The organism is Pseudoxanthomonas wuyuanensis (genome assembly GCF_900215535.1).
GTDB classification, from domain to species: Bacteria; Pseudomonadota; Gammaproteobacteria; order Xanthomonadales; family Xanthomonadaceae; genus Pseudoxanthomonas_A; species Pseudoxanthomonas_A wuyuanensis.
This window is the reverse complement of sequence record NZ_OCND01000002.1, coordinates 70989-88897: the sequence shown is the minus strand read 5'-3', so window position 1 is coordinate 88897 and position 17909 is coordinate 70989. Positions and strand designations below refer to the sequence as shown.

Genomic DNA, 17909 nt, shown 5'->3' with positions numbered 1-17909 from the left:
GCCCCTTGTCCGCCCTGACCCCGTCTCCGCCGCTGCCAACCTCGCTGCAGATGGCACACGACAGGCGGCGGCACGTTGTCATCAAGCTGTCATCGTTTTGAGGTAGCGGCGTTCCGGGTAGATGCGTATGGTGGCCGGCCCTCACGGTTTCTTCGCCATCATGTTGCGCCTGCTGCTTCTGGCCTGCGCCTGCCTGTTGCTTACCGGCTACGCCTGGTCCACCGCATCCACTTCGCTGAGCGAACGCCTGGTCGCCCCGGGCGGCGTTTCGCCGTTGCTGCCCGAGCAGCGCATTGCCGCCGCACTGGCCGCGTTGCCCAACCGCAGCGGCCAAATCCGGACGCCGGCCGGCGTAGCGTTGTTCTGGCGCGCCATCGATCCGGGCGACTACCGGTTGCGCTACCGCTACCGCGGCATCGGCAGCGACGCCGCGCATCCGCAGCAGCTGGATTTTTCGCTGGATTTCAGCGCGCCGAAGACCGCACCGCAAACCCCGCGCGGCACCGTGGTCCTGCTGCATGGCTGGATGATGGATGGCGACTCGCTGCTGCCATGGGCGCTGCAGCTGGCGCAGGCCGGCTACCGCAGCATCAGCATCGACCTGCGCAACCACGGCCAGTCCGGCCACGCTGCGGCCGGCTATGGCACCCGCGAGGCGGCCGACGTGGCGGCGGTCATCGCCACGCTGCGCCAGCGCGGCGAAGTGGTCGGCCCGCTGTACCTGTTCGGCGTTTCCTACGGCGCCGCCACTGCGGTGTTCACCGCGCAGGCAATGGGCAGCGAGGTCAGCGGCGTGGTGGCGATGGAGTCGTTCGCCAATGCGGGGCGCGGCATCCGCGACATGCTGCCGTACATGCTGACCATCCCGCCGACCGACTGGCGGAGCTGGGTCGCCATGCAACTGGGGCGCTGGCGTTATGGGCACCAGGACATCGACAAGGTCATCGCTGCCGCCGACGCCAAGCTGGCATTGAACCTGGACCGGGTGGATGTGGCCGCGGCGCTGGCCACGGTTCCCGCCTGTGTGCTGCTGCTTCACGGCGAGGAAGACAGGCACATCCCGGTCAGCCACGGCCGCCGGTTGGCATCGGCGTCGGCGCGGGCGCGCTATCTGGAAATCGCCGGCGAAAACCACCTCAGCCTGCCGATGCGCATCGATACGCTGGGCACCACCGTCGATGACTGGTTTGCGCAGACGCAAACGGCCGGTGAGGCATGTCCGCAACCGCAGTTGCCGGGATAGCCCTGCTTGAAGCGGTCTTTTTTAACAACGTCTTGATGCAAGAGCCCTGTGGCGCAGCAGTCAGTTGCGCACATCCTCCGCATCGAGCCAGCCGCGCGCGATGGCCGCGCGCAGATCCTCGGCAGTGTCCACATCCAGCGCCAACTCGGCATTCGCTACTCGCGCCACTTCGTTCTCCGGCAAGGCCGCCAGTATCGCGCGCAATCCGCGATCCTGATCCGGCGCCTGCGCCAGCAGCGCGGTAGTCACCACGGCGGGGATGCCGCAGGCATCGCCATAATCGGTCAGCGCGCATTGCGCGCGCGAGCGCTGCGCCGCATCCAGCAGCGCCCGCAGATGTCCGGCTTGCAACGCCGGTTGATCGCAGGCCAGCAGCAGGCAGCGGCGCGGCGGCGTGCCCGATGACGCCAGCGCCTGCGCGGCCGCACGCAGACTGCTGCCCAGACCCTGCCGCCAGGCCGGGTTGTCGACAATCTGGACCGGCAGATCCGCGCAGGCGGCGGCGATTTCCGGCGCGTGCGCGCCGGTCACCAGCAGGATGCGCTGCGGTTGCGTCGTCGCCGCCAGCCGCAGCGCGCGGTGCACCAGCGTCTCGCCATCGCGGCTCAGCAATTGCTTGGGCCGGCCCAGGCGCTGGCTGCCGCCGGCCGCCAGCACGATGGCCGCATGCGCATTCACAACGGGCGCCCGTTGCGCCAGGCCTGCAACTGCGCGGCGATGCTCAACGCGATCGCTTCGGGTCCATGGCCGCCCAGATCCAGCCCCACCGGCGAGCGCAGGCGCGCCAGCAGCCGCTCGCGCGCGGCCGGTGCCAGTAGGCGGAACAGATCGTCGCGGCGGCGCGGCGGGCCCAGCAGGCCGACGAACGGGATGGCGGTATCGGCCAGCGACGCCAGCGCCTCACGGTCCAGTTCGAAATGATGGTGCATGACCAGTGCCGCATCGAAGCGGTCATCGGCCACCGCCTTTGCCGCCGATGCAGGTGTGGCTTCGATCGTATCGTCGGCAGCGTCGCGCATCGGCAGCCAGCGCGGGCGCCGTTCGATCAGCCGGATCATCCAGCCGGACTGCCGCAGCAACGGCAACAGCAGCGGCGTTTCCGGTCCGGCGCCGAACACCGCCACCGCCGGCGGCGGCGCAATCGACACCTGCATGGTGGCCGTTGCCGGCCAGGGCGGCGGCGACGCGCTCATCCGCCACCGCTGGCGCTGATCGCCGACGCTGGCGGCCAGCGCGCCATCGGCCTGCAGTTGCAACCGCAGTTCGCCCTGGCGCTGGCGCCATGCCTGCACCAGTTCCGCCCAACCCGGCGTGCGCTGCAGCGGTATCAACGCAATGCGCAGGCGGCCGCGGCATCCCAGCGCCGAACCGGCAAACAGATCCTCATCGTCGCGGGTGTCGATTTCCATCCATGCCAGTTGCCCATCGCGCCCGGCCTCCGCAGCGCGTTCGGCGATCTCCGGCTCCAGGCAACCGCCGCTGAGCCAGCCCCGCTGCTGCTGTGCCGGTCCGAACAAGGCCATGCCGCCGGCGCGCACGTAGGTCGATCCTTTGGTGTCGATCACCAGCGCCAGCACCGCCGGCTGCGCATCGGCTGCCGCGTGCGCGGAGTGTTCGAGGATGTGGGCGTGGCTGGACATGCGCATCAAGATGGCCCAGGCCAAGGCGGATTGGCAACTGCGAAAACCCCGGATATCGCAGCCGCAGCGGGCGCGTCAGGAATCGGGCAAACATCCTGCAGGATCAGGCAATCATCTGGGCGCCACGGCAGTTGGCAAGCGGCGCGGAGGGGGCGTAATGTCAACCATTCCCAAGCCACCGCCAGGGAGTCGCGATGAAGCTGCACGTCAACGGTTCGGAACACGAGATCGATGCCCCGCCCGACATGCCGCTGCTGTGGGCATTGCGGGATCTGATGGGGCTGACCGGCACCAAGTTCGGTTGCGGCATCGCCCAGTGCGGCGCCTGCACCGTGCACATCGATGGCGCGCCGCTGCGCGCCTGCGTCACCCCGGTGGCCGCCGTGGAAGGCAAATCGATCACCACCATCGAAGGCCTGTCGGCCAACGGCGAGCACCCGGTGCAACGGGCCTGGGCCGAGCTTGATGTCGTGCAATGCGGCTACTGCCAGTCCGGGCAGATCATGTCCGCAGCGGCATTGCTGGCGGCGATACCGACCCCCAGCGACACCGATATCGATCAGGCCCTGGCCGGCAACCTCTGCCGTTGCGGCACCTACCAGCGCATCCGTGCGGCGGTGCATCGCGCCGCGGAGATCGGCAAGGCTTGAAGGTTTTCTCCCGCTTGCGGGAGAAGGGTGGAGCGAGGCTGCGGTTCAACCGGCAATGGAACCAGTCCCGGCCCCGCCGCTCCACCAGGCTTCATCCGGCGCGTCGCGCCGACGTCTCCCGATGGGGAGATGACAACAGACACCGGAGATTGCCGTGAACGCTGTCACCCGCACTTCCCGCCGCAACTTCCTCAAGGCAGGCGCCGCGCTCGGCGGCGGCCTGGTCGTGGCCTTCGTCGTGCCTGGCGCCAGGCGCCTGGCGATGGCGCAGCAAGCCGCGGCCGCCGATGGCGCGAGCGGCGCATTCGCGCCCAACGCCTACCTGCGCATCGGCAGCGACGACAGCATCACCGTGCTGTCGGCGCATGCGGAGATGGGCCAGGGCATCTGGACCACGCTGCCGATGCTGATTGCCGAAGAACTGGATGCGGACTGGTCGAAGATCCGGGTCGAGCACGCGCCGGCCGCCGAAGCCTATTTCAGTTCGGTGTTCGGCATGCAGGGCACCGGCGGTTCGACCACCACCTGGTCCGAATTCGATCGCTATCGCCAGGCCGGCGCAGCCGCGCGCGCGATGCTGGTGCAGGCGGCGGCAACGCGCTTCGGCGTGCCGGCGTCCGAGGTCCGTACCGAGAACGGCGAGGTCATCGCCGGCAACCAGCGGCTGCGCTACGGCGCGCTTGCCGACGATGCCGGCAAGCTGGCGCCGCCGGCGATGGACACGCTGAAGTTGAAGGACGCCAGCGACTGGCGCGTGATCGGCAAGCCCACCAAGCGCCTGGACACCCCTGAAAAAATCACCGGACAGGCGAAGTTCGGCATGGACGTGCAGTTCGATGGCCTGCTGACCGCCGTGGTTGCGCGCGCGCCGGTGTTCGGCGGCAAGCCCCGGTCCATCGACGACACCGCCGCCAAGGCGATACCCGGCGTGCGCCAGGTGCTGCAGGTGCCCAGCGGCGTGGCGGTCGTGGCCGATCACTACTGGGCAGCCAAGCTGGGCCGCGATGCGCTGGTGATCGACTGGGATCCCGGCGAGCATGCCGCGCTGGACAGCGACGCGCTGCGCAGGGAATTCTCCGCACTGGCCGATACGCCCGGCGCGGTGGCGGCGCAGGCCGGCAACGTCGACGCCGCATTGGCCGGCGCCGCGCGCACGGTCGCCGCCGAATATGCCGTGCCCTACCTGGCGCACGCGGCGATGGAACCGCTGAACTGCACGGTCAAGCTGCAGGCCGATCGCTGCGACATCTGGTGCGGCACCCAGTTCCCGACCCTGGATCAACGCAACGCCGCGCGAATCACCGGGCTGGCGCCGGAGAAGATCTTCATCCACACCCCGTTCCTGGGCGGCGCATTCGGCCGCCGCGCCACGCCCACTTCGGACGTGGTGAGCGAGGCGGTCGAAATCGCCAAGGCCGCAGGCGCGCCGGTCAAGACGGTGTGGACGCGCGAGGACGACACCCGCGGCGGCTACTACCGTTCGGCCTTCGTGCAGAAGGCCAGCGTCGGCCTGGACGAGAACGGCATGCCGGTGGCGTGGCGGCAGGTGCTGGTGGGCCAGTCGATCATGGCCGGCACCTTCATGGAGGCGATGATGGTGCGCAACGGCGTGGACCACACCTCGGTCGAAGGCGTGTCCGATTCGCCCTACGTCACCGGCACCGCCGCGCACCGGGTCGATCTGCATTCGCCAAGCACCGGCATTCCGGTGCTGTGGTGGCGTTCGGTCGGCCACAGCTACAACGCCTTTGTGATGGAAAGCCTGGTCGATGAACTGGCCCATGCCGCCGGGCGCGGTCCGCTCGAGTACCGGCGTGCGTTGCTGGCCAAGCATCCGCGCCACCTGGCTGCGCTGGAACTGGCCGCCGAGAAGTTCGGCTGGAGCGCGCCAGCGGTACCCGGGCGCGGACGCGGCATCGCCGTGCACGAATCCTTCGGCAGCTTCGTCGCCCAGGCCGCCGAGGTTTCGGTCGAGGACGGCGCCATCCGCGTGCACCGCGTGGTCTGCGCGATCGACTGCGGGCCGGCGGTCAATCCGGATGCGGTGCGCGCGCAGATGGAATCGGGCATCGCCTTCGGCCTTGGCGCGGCCCTGCATTCGACGCTGACGCTGCGCCAAGGCCAGGTGCAGGAATCCAACTTCCACGACTACCGCGTGCTGCGCATCGACGAGATGCCGGTGGTGGATGTGCACATCGTGCCCAGCACCGAAAAGATGGGCGGCGCCGGCGAACCCGGCACGCCGCCGATCGCCCCGGCGGTGGCCAATGCCGTGTTCGCGTTGACCGGGCAACGGCTGCGCGAACTGCCGCTGCGGCTGTCCGCCGCCCCCGCTGCCGACAACGCGGCCTGAGGAGACCGACCCAATGCGTATCCTGCTGCCCTGTCTTGCCCTGGCCGTGCTCACCGCCTGCGGCCCGCGCATCAGCCCCGAACAGAAGGCGCAGGCGCTGCAGGCCTTCGCCACCGTCGAACAGGTATTCCAGCACCCGCGCTGCATCAACTGCCATATCCCCGGCGATGCGCCGCTGCAGTTCGACAGCCAGACCCGGCACGCGATGAACGTGGTGCGCGGCCCCGAAGGCAAGGGCGCGCCCGGCCTGCCCTGCGCCACCTGCCATGCCGAGGCCAATCCGCCGGCCGGCTACGGCCCGCATGCGCCACCCGGTGCGCCGCACTGGCAGTTGCCGCCGCCGGACCAGAAGATGGCCTGGATAGGCCTGCCCGCCGCCGAGCTGTGCGCGATGATCAAGGACAAGCAGCGCAACGGCGGCCGCGACTTCGCCGCGCTGACCAAGCATGTGGCCGAAGACAAGCTGGTGCTGTGGGGCTGGGAACCCGGCGGCGACCGCGCCCCGGTGCCGGTGCCGCATGACCGCTTCGTCGCCGCGTTCACCGCCTGGGCCGATGCCGGCGGCCCGTGCCCGGAACCGGGCGCCACCGCCCGCGGCGATGCCCAGCATTGAGCGAAGCCGCGCCATCGGAACAAGAACCTGCTGATAGTTCCATGTAGGAGCGACGCGAGTCGCGATGGAGCTTTACCGGTAGAGCTTCATCGCGACTCACGTCGCTCCTGCAAGACCAGCCTGTCCTCACCCTGTCGGCAAGCGGCTTCTATCGAAGCCTCACTGCCCTACTGCCGCAATCCGTACGATGCGCACGCCTACTCCGCTGCCGCGGGCACCGCTGCCGGTCGTCGGCGCGAACGCCACAGGCCGTCGCTGGCGAAGATCAGCAGGCCCAGCCAGATCGACGCAAAGCCGACCGCGCGGTCCGGGCCGAAGGCTTCCTTGAACACCAGCACGCCGATCAACAGCTGCAATGACGGCGCGATGTACTGCAGCAGGCCAACCAGCGACAGCGGAATCCGCCGCACGCCATAGGCGAATCCGATCAGCGGCACCGCACTGACCACGCCGGCGAAGATCAGCAACAGATCGATGCGCCAGCCCCAGTCGGCGACAAAGCCGCCGCCGTGGCCCATCTCGCCCCACACCACGAACGCCAGCGCCGGCAGGAACAGGTAGACGCTTTCCACGCCCAGCCCGGCCACCGCATCGACCGAGATCAGCTTGCGCAGCAATCCGTACAGGCCGAACGAGAACGCCAGCCCCAGCGCAATCCACGGCGGCGATCCGGAATGCCAGGTCAACCAGGCCACGCCCAGCAGCGCGAAAGCGACCGCCACCCATTGCGCCGGACTCAGGCGCTCGCGCAGCAGCGCCACGCCCAGCACCACGTTGATCAGCGGATTGATGAAGTAGCCCAGACTGGTTTCGACCACATGGCCGGCATTGACCGCCCAGATGTAAAGGCCCCAGTTGAACCCGATCGTCACGCTGCTCAGTGCCAGCGTCGCCAGTGCGCGCGGTCGCGCCCGCATCTGCCGCCACCAGCCCAGGCCGTTGCTCAGCAACAGCCAGCCGACCACCAGCACGCCGCTCCAGATCACGCGGTGGGCCATGATGTGCAGCGACGGCACGGCGTCGAGCAGGCGCCAGTACAGCGGCACCACGCCCCACAGCACGAAGGTCAGGGCGGTGATGGCCAGCCCCTTGCGATCCACGGCGGCCGGGTTCATGCGCTGCGCCTGGCCTTGGCCAGCGTAATGATCACCACGCCGGCCAGGATGACCGCCATCGCGCCGAACTCGCCGGCGCTGAAACGCTCGTTGGCCAGCCAGGCACCCAGCGCCACCGCGATCACGGGATTGACGTAGGCGTAGCTGCCGGCCAGCACCGAGCGCACGTTGTGCAGCAGCCAGACGTAGGCGGTAAACGCAATGATGGAACCGAACACGGCCAGGTAACCGACCGCCAGCGCGCCCTGCACGGTCCAGTCGCTGTCGAAGCGCTCGCCGCGCAGCAATCCGGCCGCCATCAGCATGAAGCCGGCCAGCAGCATCTGTGCGGCAGCGGCCATGAACGGCGACGGCAGTTCGCGGCCGCGCGACCACACCGAACCGTAGGCCCAGGCGATCGGCGCAATCAGCAACAGCACCAGGCCGGTTGGGGTAGCGGTCAGGCTGCCGCCGGCATTGAGCCAGACCACGCCGGCGAATCCGACCACGATGCCCAGCCATTCGCCGTGACTGGGATGCTGGCCGCGCATGGCGCCGAACAGTCCCATCCACAGCGGCACCGACGCCACCGCCACCGCCGCCAGCCCGGAAGAAACCGTCTCTTCGGCCAGCACCACTCCACCGTTGCCTACCAGCAACAGCAGCGCGCCCATCACCGCCAGATTCTTCCAGTGCGCGCGCGTCGGCGCGGCCACCCCGCGCCAGCGCAGGAACGCGAACAGCACGGCGCCGGCCACGACGAAGCGGCTGCCGGAAACCGCCAGCAACGGCGGAAAACCGCCTTCCAGCGCAAAGCGGATTCCCAGGTAGGTGGAACCCCACACGACATAGACGATGGCCAACGCAGCGGCGACGGCCCAGCCGGCACGCACAGGCGCGGCCGCAGTGGAGACGGAGGAAGTCATGGGAAGCAGGGGGAGCTGTCAGGCACCCATTCTAGGGCAACACCGGGTCGCCGGAACGTCGCCATGCCGGTATGCCATGTGAAAGGATTGATACGGCACATTGCATTTGGCTCAAGTCGCGCCCGCGCCCCGATAGCCGTCCGGTATGCGCGATGAAGAACGCGCCGCAGCGCGTCCGAGATGGCGAACGGCTCTCTCTATCGTTCCTCGGATTCGCGGTCGCGACTCACGTCGCTCCCACAACAAGCACTCCCACAAGAAATCAGGTCAAGCCCGTTCGCGTTCGAGCAGGCTCTGTTTCATCGGCAGGCCCCAGCGGTACCCGCCCAGCGAACCATCGCCGCGAACGATGCGGTGGCACGGCACCACCACCGCCAACCGGTTGCGCGCGCAGGCGCTGGCCACTGCCCGCGCCGCGCGCGGCTGGCCCAGTTGCTGCGCCAGCGTGGCGTAACTCAGGGTCTGGCCGGCCGGGATTTTCATCAACGCTTCCCACACCCGTTTCTGGAAACTGGTGCCCATCAGATCCAGCGGCAGATCCGCGCTCAGGCCGGCCAGGCGGTCGGCCACTGCGCGCAGCCGCGGGGCAAGGAATTCGTCGCGGCCGGCATCTACCCGCTCTATCGCCGCCTGCGGAAATTCCTGCCGCAGCCGCGCTTGCAGCGCTTCGGCATCGCCGCCCAGCTCGATGGCGCAGATGCCGCGCTCGGTCGCCGCCACCAGCGCCTTGCCCAATGCGGTATCGACCATCGACCAGCGAATCTCCACCCCGCTGCCACCGGCGCGGTAGGTGGCCGGGGTCATGCCCAGCCGGCTGGAACTCTGCTCGTAGACCCGCGATGGCGACCCGTAGCCGGCGTCGTACAGCGCGGTGGTGACATCGCTGCCGGCCCGCAGCGCCGATTTCAGCACGCCCAGCTTTTTCTGCGCCAGGTATTCGGCCGGGCTGATGCCGTAGCGGGCGCGGAAGCGCCGTTGCAGATGCGAGGCGCTCAGTCCGGTGCGCGAGGCCAGCTGGGCCAGCGTCGGCTCGCCTTCATCGAGCAGCCGGCGCGCCTGCTGCAGGGGATCGGTCTTGTTCGACATGAGGTTCATGCCTGCAATGTAAAGCGGCCGCAATGCGGCCGCTATCCGGATCTTGCGCCTGGCCCCGGTACCCGCCCGGGTTGCGCTTACTCGGCCCAGCGGCCGGGACCGCTGGATTCGGGCAGTACCTGCGCCGACAGTTGGCGGTCCTGGCCAAGCACGTCGATGGCGTCGGCCAGGATGGCGGCCGACTCGCGCAACAGCGGGTCCGGGCGCTTCTCGGCCAGCTTCTCGCGCGCGGCATCCTTGACGATGTCGCGCTCGGCCGCGCCCAGCCCGTCGTCCAGCGAATCGTCGGCCAGCGGGTCCAGCGCCAGTCCCAGCGCGCGGCGCTCTTCCTGCCGCTGCTTGCGCTGGGTTTCCTGCCGGTCGCGCTCGGCGCGGCGCTCGGACTCGTTCAACGAGACGTACTTCTTGGCCTTTTCGGCGCGGAAATGCGCCACATCCTCGGCCCACCACTGGAACTCGCGGTCGTCGACCACGCGCGCGGCGTGGCGCGCTTCCAGGCGCGGCAACAGCGGGGCAAAGTTGCCGTACTGGGTGTGCGGCACCGCGGCGATCTTGGTCCACGGCAGCGCGTTGTCGTAGGTGTTTTCGCCGTATTCGGTGGCATCGACGCTGACCGGGAACGCGATGTCCGGCACCACGCCCTTGTGCTGGGTGCTGCCGCCGGCCACGCGGAAGAACTGCGCGATGGTCAGCTTGACCTGGCCGAAGCGGGGCTTTTCGTTGGCCGGCCAGCGGTCCAGATCGACCAGGTTCTGCACCGTGCCCTTGCCGAAGCTGGTTTCGCCGATGACCAGGCCGCGGCCGTAGTCCTGGATGGCGCCGGCAAAAATCTCCGAGGCCGAGGCCGAACCGCGGTTGATCAGCACCGCCAGCGGCCCGTCCCAGGCCACACCGGGTTTGCGATCGCTGTTGACCGTCACCCGGCCGCCGGATTCGCGCACCTGCACCACCGGGCCCTTGTCGATGAACAGGCCGGTCAACTCGATGGCCTCGTCCAGCGAACCGCCGCCATTCTGGCGCAGATCCATCACCACGCCGTCGACGCCGTCGATCTTGAACTGCGCCAGCAGCCGCGCGATGTCGCGGGTAGCGGAAGTGAAGTCGTTGGGATTGCGGCGGCGGCCTTCGAAGTCCTGATAGAACGCCGGCAGCTTGATCACGCCGATGCGGCGCTCGGGCTCGCCGGCACCTGCCGGGACGACAATGGTCTCGGCCTTGGCGGCCTGCTCTTCCAGTTTGACCTTCTGCCGGGTGATGACCACCTGCTGGTGCGCGCCGTCGATGCCGGCCTCGGCCGGAATGTATTCAAGGCGGACCTTGGTGTCCTTCTTGCCGCGGATCTGCGCGACCACATCATCGATGCGCCAGCCGATGACATCGGTCATCGGACCGGAGGCGCCCTGCCCGACCGACACGATGCGGTCGCCGACCTTCAGCTTGCCGCTCAGATCGGCCGGACCGCCCGGCACGATTTCGCGGATGGCGATCAGATCGTCCTGCCGCTGCAGCACCGCGCCGATGCCTTCCAGCGAAAGCGACATCGACTGGTTGAAGTTTTCGGCCGTCTTGGGCGTGAAGTAATCGGTATGCGGATCGATGGCGCTGGTATAGGCATTGAGGAACGTCTGGAACACGTCCTCGCTCTTCAGCTCGCCGACGCTGCGCTTGAGGTTGGCGTAGCGCTTGTCCAGCGTCTTGCGGATGTCTTCGGGCTTCTTGCCGGCCAGCTTGAGCCGCAGCCAGTCGTTCATCACCGACTTGCGCCAGATCCCGTCCAGTTCCTGCGCGTCGGCCGGCCACGGCGCCTTTTCGCGGTCGTATTCCCAGCGTTCATCGCCGCTGAAATCGAAATCCTGCTTGAGCAGCGCGCGCGCGTAGGCGACCCGCTGATCGACGCGCTGCCGGTAGACGGCAAAGATGTCGTAGGCCGGCTCCAGATTGCCGCTGCGGATCGCATCGTCCATCTGCGTCTGGTAGGGCGCGAACTTGGCGATGTCCTGCGCAGTGAAGAACTGCTTGCCGCCATCCAGCGCTTCCAGGTAGCGCTTGAACACGTCCTGCGACAAGGCGTCATCCAGCGCGCGCGGCCGATAGGCATAGCGGCTGTCGGACAGCAGGCCGTAGACCAGCTTGGACGTGGTGGCCTGATCGGCGGTCGGCGCGGTGGCAGGCAGCGCGTCGCCATCGGCACGCGCCAGCAGCGCCAGCGGCGTGACCAGGGCCAGCGACAACAGCAGAACGGGGAATTTCTTCAATTTCATCGGCTACTCGCGGCCGTTGGGGCCAGTAAAAGGATGCTGCGGTGGGCTCTGACAGGCAGACAGTGCCGAAAGTTGCAGCGCTTGTCATCTGCCTGCAGCCAGGCTATCGGCAGCCTAGCCCGGGAAATGTAGGAAAAAGTGAACGGTTCCCGGTACGACCGCAGCGTACCGGCCCGCTGCCTTCACGCGGGCACTGCATGGCGTGCCCTGGCCCGCCATTGCGGCCGGCCGTTGCTCGGGGGCGGCGGTTCCGAGGATTGTTCGAACGGGTCGGATGAATGGCGGTGGCGAGCCGGGCCCGCCTTACGCGGCGACGCCGGCTCCGGCGGCCTGCTGATCGGCGTGGTAGGACGAGCGCACCAGCGGGCCGGAGGCGACGTGGCTGAAACCCAGTTCGTAGCCGTAGAGCTCGAACTCCTTGAATTCGTCCGGGGTCCAGTAACGCATCACCGGGTGGTGGTGCGCGGTCGGCTGCAGGTACTGGCCGATGGTGACCATGTCCACGTCATGCGCACGCAGATCGCCCAGGGTGGCCTTGACCTGTTCCATCGTCTCGCCCAGGCCCAGCATGATGCCGGACTTGGTCGGCAGCTGCGGATGCTGCTGCTTGAAGCGCTGCAGCAGGGTCAGCGACCACTGGTAATCGGCGCCCGGGCGCACATTGGGGTACAGATCCGGCACGGTTTCGATGTTGTGGTTGAACACGTCCGGCGGATTCGCGGAAAGGATTTCCAGCGCGCGATCCATGCGGCCCTTGCCGCGGAAATCCGGGGTCAGGATCTCGATCCGGGTCCTGGGCGAATGCTCGCGGATGGCGGCGATGCAATCGACGAAATGCTGGGCGCCGCCATCGCGCAGATCGTCGCGGTCCACCGAGGTCACCACCACGTATTTCAGGCTCATGTCGGCAACGGTGGTGGCCAGGCTCAGCGGTTCGCCGGCATCCGGCGGCTTGGGACGGCCATGGGCGACATCGCAGAACGAGCAGCGACGCGTGCAGACCTCGCCCAGGATCATGAACGTGGCGGTGCCATGGCCGAAGCATTCGTGGATGTTCGGGCAGCTGGCTTCTTCGCACACGGTGACCAGGCGGTTTTCGCGCAGCTTGGCCTTGAGCCGGGCCACCGAACCGTCGGACGGAATGCGCACGCGGATCCACGACGGCTTGCGCAGCACCGGCGCGTCTGCGAACTGCACCGGCGAGCGCGAAATCTTGTCGCCGCCCAGCTGTTTGGCGCCGGTTTCCAGCGGGGTGGCCGGAGCGGCGGCATTGACGACCTGAAGCGGAATCTGGCGGGTGGAGGATTCGGACATCCGACAATTCTAAACCCTTCCGCCACCGGCGCCGCAGGCGGCTTTGCCGGCCTTGCCGCAACCCTGCATCTGGCCTGCGGCCGCAGAGCCGGCGTTCAGTCGCGACCACGGGCAGTTTCGCTGGCGGCGCAGGCAATAAAAAAGCCCGCAATGGCCAGGCCAGTTGCGGGCTTTGCTCCCTCCCCCACGTCGGGATGCGGGGCCATCGTGAAGGACGTTTCACCCATCTTGCACGCTGCACTGCAAAACAGCACTGAAGAGTACAGTTGGGGGACTCAGCGCCGGTTAATGCCAAAGTCGGCAAAGGCATTGCCAGCATTGGATGTTACCGATATCAGACCAATTCGCCGGTCGCGCCGGACCTGGGCTCCCTACCGCTGGCGGCACCGAAACTGAATAGGGAAGGAGGGTCCAAGTTGCGCAAATCCGGACCTGAGTGTGGTACCCGCGCCCTCCGGCAATGCGCCCCCAGATCCAGCGGACCACCCCGCCACGGCGATGCGATGGTCATCGTTTCAGGGCGAGCGACTTCGCCTTGCCTGCCGATACGGGCGCCAGCCGAGACGGGGCAAGCTCGGCTCCCATCGTGCGCGTACCCGGAGCGTGACTACCCACTGATGACACGCCTATGCCGCCTGCGCGGTGCGCCGCTCGCGCCGCCGCCGCACCGCTGCGGCCAGCCGCTCCAGCACCTGTGCCGATTCCTCCCAGCCGATGCAGCCGTCGGTGATGCTCTGGCCGTAGGTGAGCGCCTGGCCCGGCAGCAGATCCTGGCGCCCGCCGACCAGATGGCTTTCCACCATCGCACCGATGATGCGGGTTTCGCCGGCTTCGATCTGGGCGGCGATGTCGTCGATCACCAGCGGCTGGTTTTCCGGGCGCTTGCCGCTGTTGGCGTGGCTGGCGTCGATCATCAGCCGCGCCTCCAGGCCGGCCTTGGCCAGCACCTGGCTGGCCGCTTCGACGCTGGCGGCATCGTAGTTGGGCTGCTTGCCGCCGCGCAGGATCACATGGCAGTCCGGATTGCCGGCGGTGGCGGCGATGGCCGAACGCCCGTCCTTGGTGACGGCCAGGAAATGATGCGGATGGCTGGCGGCGCTGACCGCATCGGCGGCGATCCTGATGTCGCCGCTGGTGCCGTTCTTGAAGCCGACCGGGCACGACAGGCCCGAGGCCATTTCGCGGTGGATCTGGCTCTCGGTGGTGCGCGCGCCAATCGCGCCCCAGGCCACCAGGTCGCTGATGTATTGCGGGGAAATGGTGTCCAGGTATTCGCAGCCGGCCGGCAATCCCAATGCGTTGATATCGCGCAACAGGCCGCGCGCCAGCCGCAGGCCGCGGTTGATGTTGAAGCTGTTGTCCAGATCCGGATCGTTGATCAGGCCTTTCCAGCCCACCGTGGTGCGCGGTTTTTCGAAGTACACGCGCATGACGATTTCCAGCTCGCCGCCCAAGGTATCGCGCAGCGGCCGCAACCGATCCGCATATTCCATCGCCGCTTCCGGATCGTGGATGGAGCATGGCCCGATCACGACCGCCAAGCGGTCGTCCTGGCCATGCAGGATCCGGTGCAGCGCCCGGCGCGCGCCGGCCACGGTATCGGAAGCGGCATCGTCGCAAGGCAGCTCGGCGATCACTTCGGCCGGGGTGCTGAGGGTGTCGAGCCTGCGGATGCGCAGATCGTCGGTGTAGGGGGGCACGGGTTGCTCCTGTTGCAAGGGTTTCCGCTGGCGCGACGGCAATAAAAAAGCCGCCAGTTGCGCTGGCGGCTCAAGGGGATTCTCCGAGTGAAACTTCAGGATGAATGCTGCCCTTCCTCCGCCAATGGCATTGGAAATCCGTAATACCAGAAGTAAAAACGGTGGCAGGAGAGAGTCATCGCCTGCATTGATAGCACAGCCTTTTGCGGCTTGCGAATGTTTCATCTGCAACCGCCGCGGAGGCGAGTGTAGGAGTCGTGCCGGCATGCCGGCACGGGTGAGTCGCGATTGGGCTTTACCGGTAAAGCCTCATCGCTACTCACGTCGCTCCTGCAGGGAAAATGATCGGGCAACAAAAAACCCCGCCTTTCGGCGGGGTCTTTGTGGTGCGGTTGCAACGGGAAGCGGGACTTAGAAATCCATGCCGCCCATGCCGCCCATGCCGCCGCCCGGCGGCATCGCCGGTTCGTCCTTCTTCGGCGCTTCGGCCACCATGGCTTCGGTGGTGATCATCAGGCCGGCGATCGAGGCCGCGTTCTGCAGCGCCGAACGGGTGACCTTGGTCGGGTCCAGGATGCCGAAGGCGATCATGTCGCCGTACTCGCCGGTCTGGGCGTTGTAGCCGAAGTTGCCTTCGCCGCTGGCGACCTTGTTCAGCACCACCGACGGCTCTTCGCCGCAGTTGGCGACGATTTCGCGCAGCGGGGCTTCCATCGCGCGCTTGGCGATGTTGATGCCGTGGTTCTGGTCTTCGTTGTTACCCTTCAGCTCGCCGATGGCCTGCAGCGCGCGGATCAGGGCGACGCCGCCGCCCGGGACCACGCCTTCTTCCACCGCCGCACGGGTGGCGTGCAGGGCGTCTTCAACGCGGGCCTTCTTTTCCTTCATTTCGACTTCGGTGGCGGCACCGACCTTGATGACGGCCACGCCGCCGGCCAGCTTGGCCACGCGTTCCTGCAGCTTCTCGCGGTCGTAGTCCGAAGAGGTCTCTTCGATCTGCGCCTTGATCTGCTTGATGCGGGCCTGGATGCGGTCGGCTTCGCCGGCGCCATCGATGATGGTGGTGTTTTCCTTCGACACCACGACCTTCTTGGCGCGGCCCAGGTCGTTGATGGTGGCCTTTTCCAGCTGCAGGCCGACTTCCTCGGAGATCACCGTGCCGTTGGTCAGCGTGGCGATGTCTTCCAGGATGGCCTTGCGGCGGTCGCCGAAGCCCGGCGCCTTGACGGCGGCAACCTTGACGATGCCGCGGATGGTGTTGACCACCAGGGTGGCCAGCGCTTCGCCTTCGACCTCTTCAGCCACGATCAGCAGCGGCTTGCCGGCCTTGGCCACGCCTTCCAGCACCGGCAGCAGTTCGCGGACGTTGGAGACCTTCTTGTCGTGGATCAGGATGAACGGGTCGTCGAATTCGACCTGCTGGCTCTGCTGGTTGTTGATGAAGTACGGCGACAGGTAGCCGCGGTCGAACTGCATGCCCTCGACCACGTCCAGTTCGTTCTCCAGGCCCGAACCTTCCTCAACCGTGATCACGCCTTCCTTGCCGACCTTCTTCATCGCTTCGGCGATGATGTCGCCGATGTTGGAATCCGAGTTGGCCGAAATGGTGCCGACCTGGGCGATGGCCTTGTCGTCGGCGGTGGGCTTGCTGATCTTCTTCAGCTCGGCCACGGCGGCGACCACGGCCTTGTCGATGCCGCGCTTCAGGTCCATCGGGTTCATGCCGGCGGCGACCGCCTTGGAACCTTCGCGGATCAGCGCCTGCGCCAGCACGGTGGCGGTGGTGGTGCCGTCACCGGCGTTGTCGGAGGTCTTGGAAGCGACTTCCTTGACCATCTGCGCGCCCATGTTCTCGAACTTGTCGGCCAGTTCGATTTCCTTGGCCACGGACACGCCGTCCTTGGTGATGGTGGGGGCGCCGTAGCTCTTCTCGAGCACGACGTTGCGGCCCTTCGGGCCCAGGGTGGCCTTGACGGCATTGGCCAGCGTGTTCACGCCGCGCACCATGCGCGAACGGGCGTCTTCGCCGAAACGGATATCTTTAGCTGCCATTTGAAACTCCGGAAATGGGGAACTGAGAATGGGGAATCGTTAGAAGCAAAATGACATTGCGGTGGATGGAGATCGTGGTGGTAAATCGACGCGAAGCGCTTTTCCGATTCCCTGTTCCCGATTCCCCATTCCCGCCTCGGCGTCAGCCGAGGATCGCGAAGATGTCGTCTTCTTTGACCACCAGGTAGTCGGTGCCGTCCAGCTTCACTTCGGTGCCGCTGTACTTGCCGAACAGGACCTGGTCGCCAACCTTGACCTTGGGCGCGCGCACGTTGCCGTTGTCCAGCACCTTGCCTTCGCCGACGGCGATGACTTCGCCCTTGATGGGCTTTTCGGTCGCCGAATCGGGGATCACGATGCCACCGGCGGAAACTTTCTCTTCTTCGGTACGCTTGATGACCACGCGGTCGTACAGCGGCTTGATATTGCTCATTTCAATCCTCTTTAAGTGATTGATTGGACTGGGAAAGGGGCGGCGATGTTAGCACTCGCACATGACGAGTGCCAGCAACGCGGGCGCAAAAACCCGGCACGAGCGCCGGATTGCCCAGATGTTGGGGCCTTCGACTGCGATTCAAGGGCCCGCCTGCGACAAATTTTCCGCGGAAGAGCCCTGCCCGGGTCTGCGATAATCCCTGCCCAATGACTGTTCGCCTTGTCTTCTGCACCTGCCCGGATGCCGCCAGCGCCGAGCGCATCGCCGATGCGCTGGTGGAGGAGCGGCTGGCCGCCTGCGTCAATCTGCTGCCCGGAGTGGCTGCGATCTACCGCTGGCAGGGCCGGGTCGAACGCGCCAGCGAGGTCCTGCTGCTGATCAAGACCAGCGGTGCGCGGCTGGAGAAGCTGATCCGGCGCATTCCCGAGTTGCATCCCTATGAACTGCCGGAGGTGCTGGCGGTCGAAGCCGGGGCCGGCCTGCCCGCCTATCTGGACTGGGTCGCCTCCCAGACCGCCGAGGACGCCTGATC

The 17909-nt window shown here is 67.2% G+C and carries 15 protein-coding genes; 5 read left to right on the top strand and 10 right to left on the bottom strand.

Going from position 1 to position 17909, the window contains the following annotated elements:
- Window positions 1-160 precede the first annotated feature (160 nt).
- Complete coding sequence (locus CRO39_RS05420) at window positions 161-1243, top strand: alpha/beta fold hydrolase (RefSeq protein WP_097121300.1); 1083 nt, start codon at window positions 161-163, stop codon at window positions 1241-1243.
- Between the two features lie 60 nt (window positions 1244-1303).
- Here the strand turns inward: CRO39_RS05420 and CRO39_RS05415 are convergent, their stop codons facing one another.
- Both CRO39_RS05415 and CRO39_RS05410 read right to left on the bottom strand, forming a co-directional pair.
- A complete protein-coding gene (locus CRO39_RS05415; RefSeq protein WP_162125656.1) occupies window positions 1304-1921 on the bottom strand; it encodes a nucleotidyltransferase family protein in 618 nt (205 codons plus the stop codon).
- Window positions 1918-2883, bottom strand: coding sequence for an XdhC family protein (locus CRO39_RS05410; RefSeq protein WP_097121299.1), 966 nt, complete (start codon window positions 2881-2883; stop codon window positions 1918-1920). The genes CRO39_RS05415 and CRO39_RS05410 overlap by 4 nt, the downstream gene beginning before the upstream one ends.
- A gap of 194 nt (window positions 2884-3077) precedes the next feature.
- Between CRO39_RS05410 and CRO39_RS05405 the strand changes: the two genes are divergently transcribed.
- From CRO39_RS05405 to CRO39_RS05395, 3 genes are all read left to right on the top strand, one after another.
- Window positions 3078-3533, top strand: a complete 456-nt coding sequence (locus CRO39_RS05405) for a (2Fe-2S)-binding protein (protein ID WP_097120869.1) — start codon at window positions 3078-3080, stop codon at window positions 3531-3533.
- A gap of 154 nt (window positions 3534-3687) precedes the next feature.
- Window positions 3688-5886 (top strand): xanthine dehydrogenase family protein molybdopterin-binding subunit, encoded by a 2199-nt coding sequence (locus tag CRO39_RS05400; protein ID WP_097120868.1) that lies wholly within the window; start codon window positions 3688-3690, stop codon window positions 5884-5886.
- Between the two features lie 13 nt (window positions 5887-5899).
- Window positions 5900-6499 carry a hypothetical protein gene (locus CRO39_RS05395; protein WP_097120867.1) on the top strand — a complete coding sequence of 200 codons (600 nt, stop codon included), beginning with the start codon at window positions 5900-5902 and terminating at the stop codon, window positions 6497-6499.
- A 197-nt stretch (window positions 6500-6696) separates the two neighbouring features.
- Here CRO39_RS05395 and rarD read toward each other — a convergent pair whose 3' ends face one another.
- The 8 genes from rarD to groES form a co-directional block, all read right to left on the bottom strand.
- Entirely contained in the window at window positions 6697-7614 is a 918-nt protein-coding gene (gene rarD, locus CRO39_RS05390; protein WP_097120866.1) for an EamA family transporter RarD, read from the bottom strand.
- Complete coding sequence (yedA, locus tag CRO39_RS05385; RefSeq protein WP_097120865.1) at window positions 7611-8519, bottom strand: drug/metabolite exporter YedA; 909 nt, start codon at window positions 8517-8519, stop codon at window positions 7611-7613. Before yedA ends, rarD begins: the two co-directional genes overlap by 4 nt.
- A 267-nt stretch (window positions 8520-8786) precedes the next feature.
- Entirely contained in the window at window positions 8787-9605 is an 819-nt protein-coding gene (locus CRO39_RS05380) for a bifunctional transcriptional activator/DNA repair enzyme AdaA (RefSeq protein ID WP_238394492.1), read from the bottom strand.
- Between the two features lie 86 nt (window positions 9606-9691).
- Entirely contained in the window at window positions 9692-11875 is a 2184-nt protein-coding gene (locus CRO39_RS05375) for a carboxy terminal-processing peptidase (protein ID WP_097120863.1), read from the bottom strand.
- Window positions 11876-12178: 303 nt separating this feature from the next.
- Window positions 12179-13189, bottom strand: a complete 1011-nt coding sequence (gene lipA / locus CRO39_RS05370; protein ID WP_097120862.1) for a lipoyl synthase — start codon at window positions 13187-13189, stop codon at window positions 12179-12181.
- A 626-nt stretch (window positions 13190-13815) separates the two neighbouring features.
- A complete protein-coding gene (locus tag CRO39_RS05365; protein ID WP_097121298.1) occupies window positions 13816-14889 on the bottom strand; it encodes a 3-deoxy-7-phosphoheptulonate synthase in 1074 nt (357 codons plus the stop codon).
- Window positions 14890-15300: 411 nt separating this feature from the next.
- Window positions 15301-16941: a chaperonin GroEL gene (groL, locus tag CRO39_RS05360; RefSeq protein WP_097120861.1), complete on the bottom strand. Its 1641-nt coding sequence runs from the start codon at window positions 16939-16941 to the stop codon at window positions 15301-15303.
- Window positions 16942-17083: 142 nt separating this feature from the next.
- Complete coding sequence (groES, locus tag CRO39_RS05355; protein ID WP_097120860.1) at window positions 17084-17374, bottom strand: co-chaperone GroES; 291 nt, start codon at window positions 17372-17374, stop codon at window positions 17084-17086.
- A gap of 209 nt (window positions 17375-17583) precedes the next feature.
- Here groES and cutA point away from each other — a divergent pair, with 209 nt between their 5' ends.
- Window positions 17584-17907 (top strand): divalent-cation tolerance protein CutA, encoded by a 324-nt coding sequence (gene cutA / locus CRO39_RS05350; protein ID WP_097120859.1) that lies wholly within the window; start codon window positions 17584-17586, stop codon window positions 17905-17907.
- Window positions 17908-17909 lie beyond the last annotated feature (2 nt).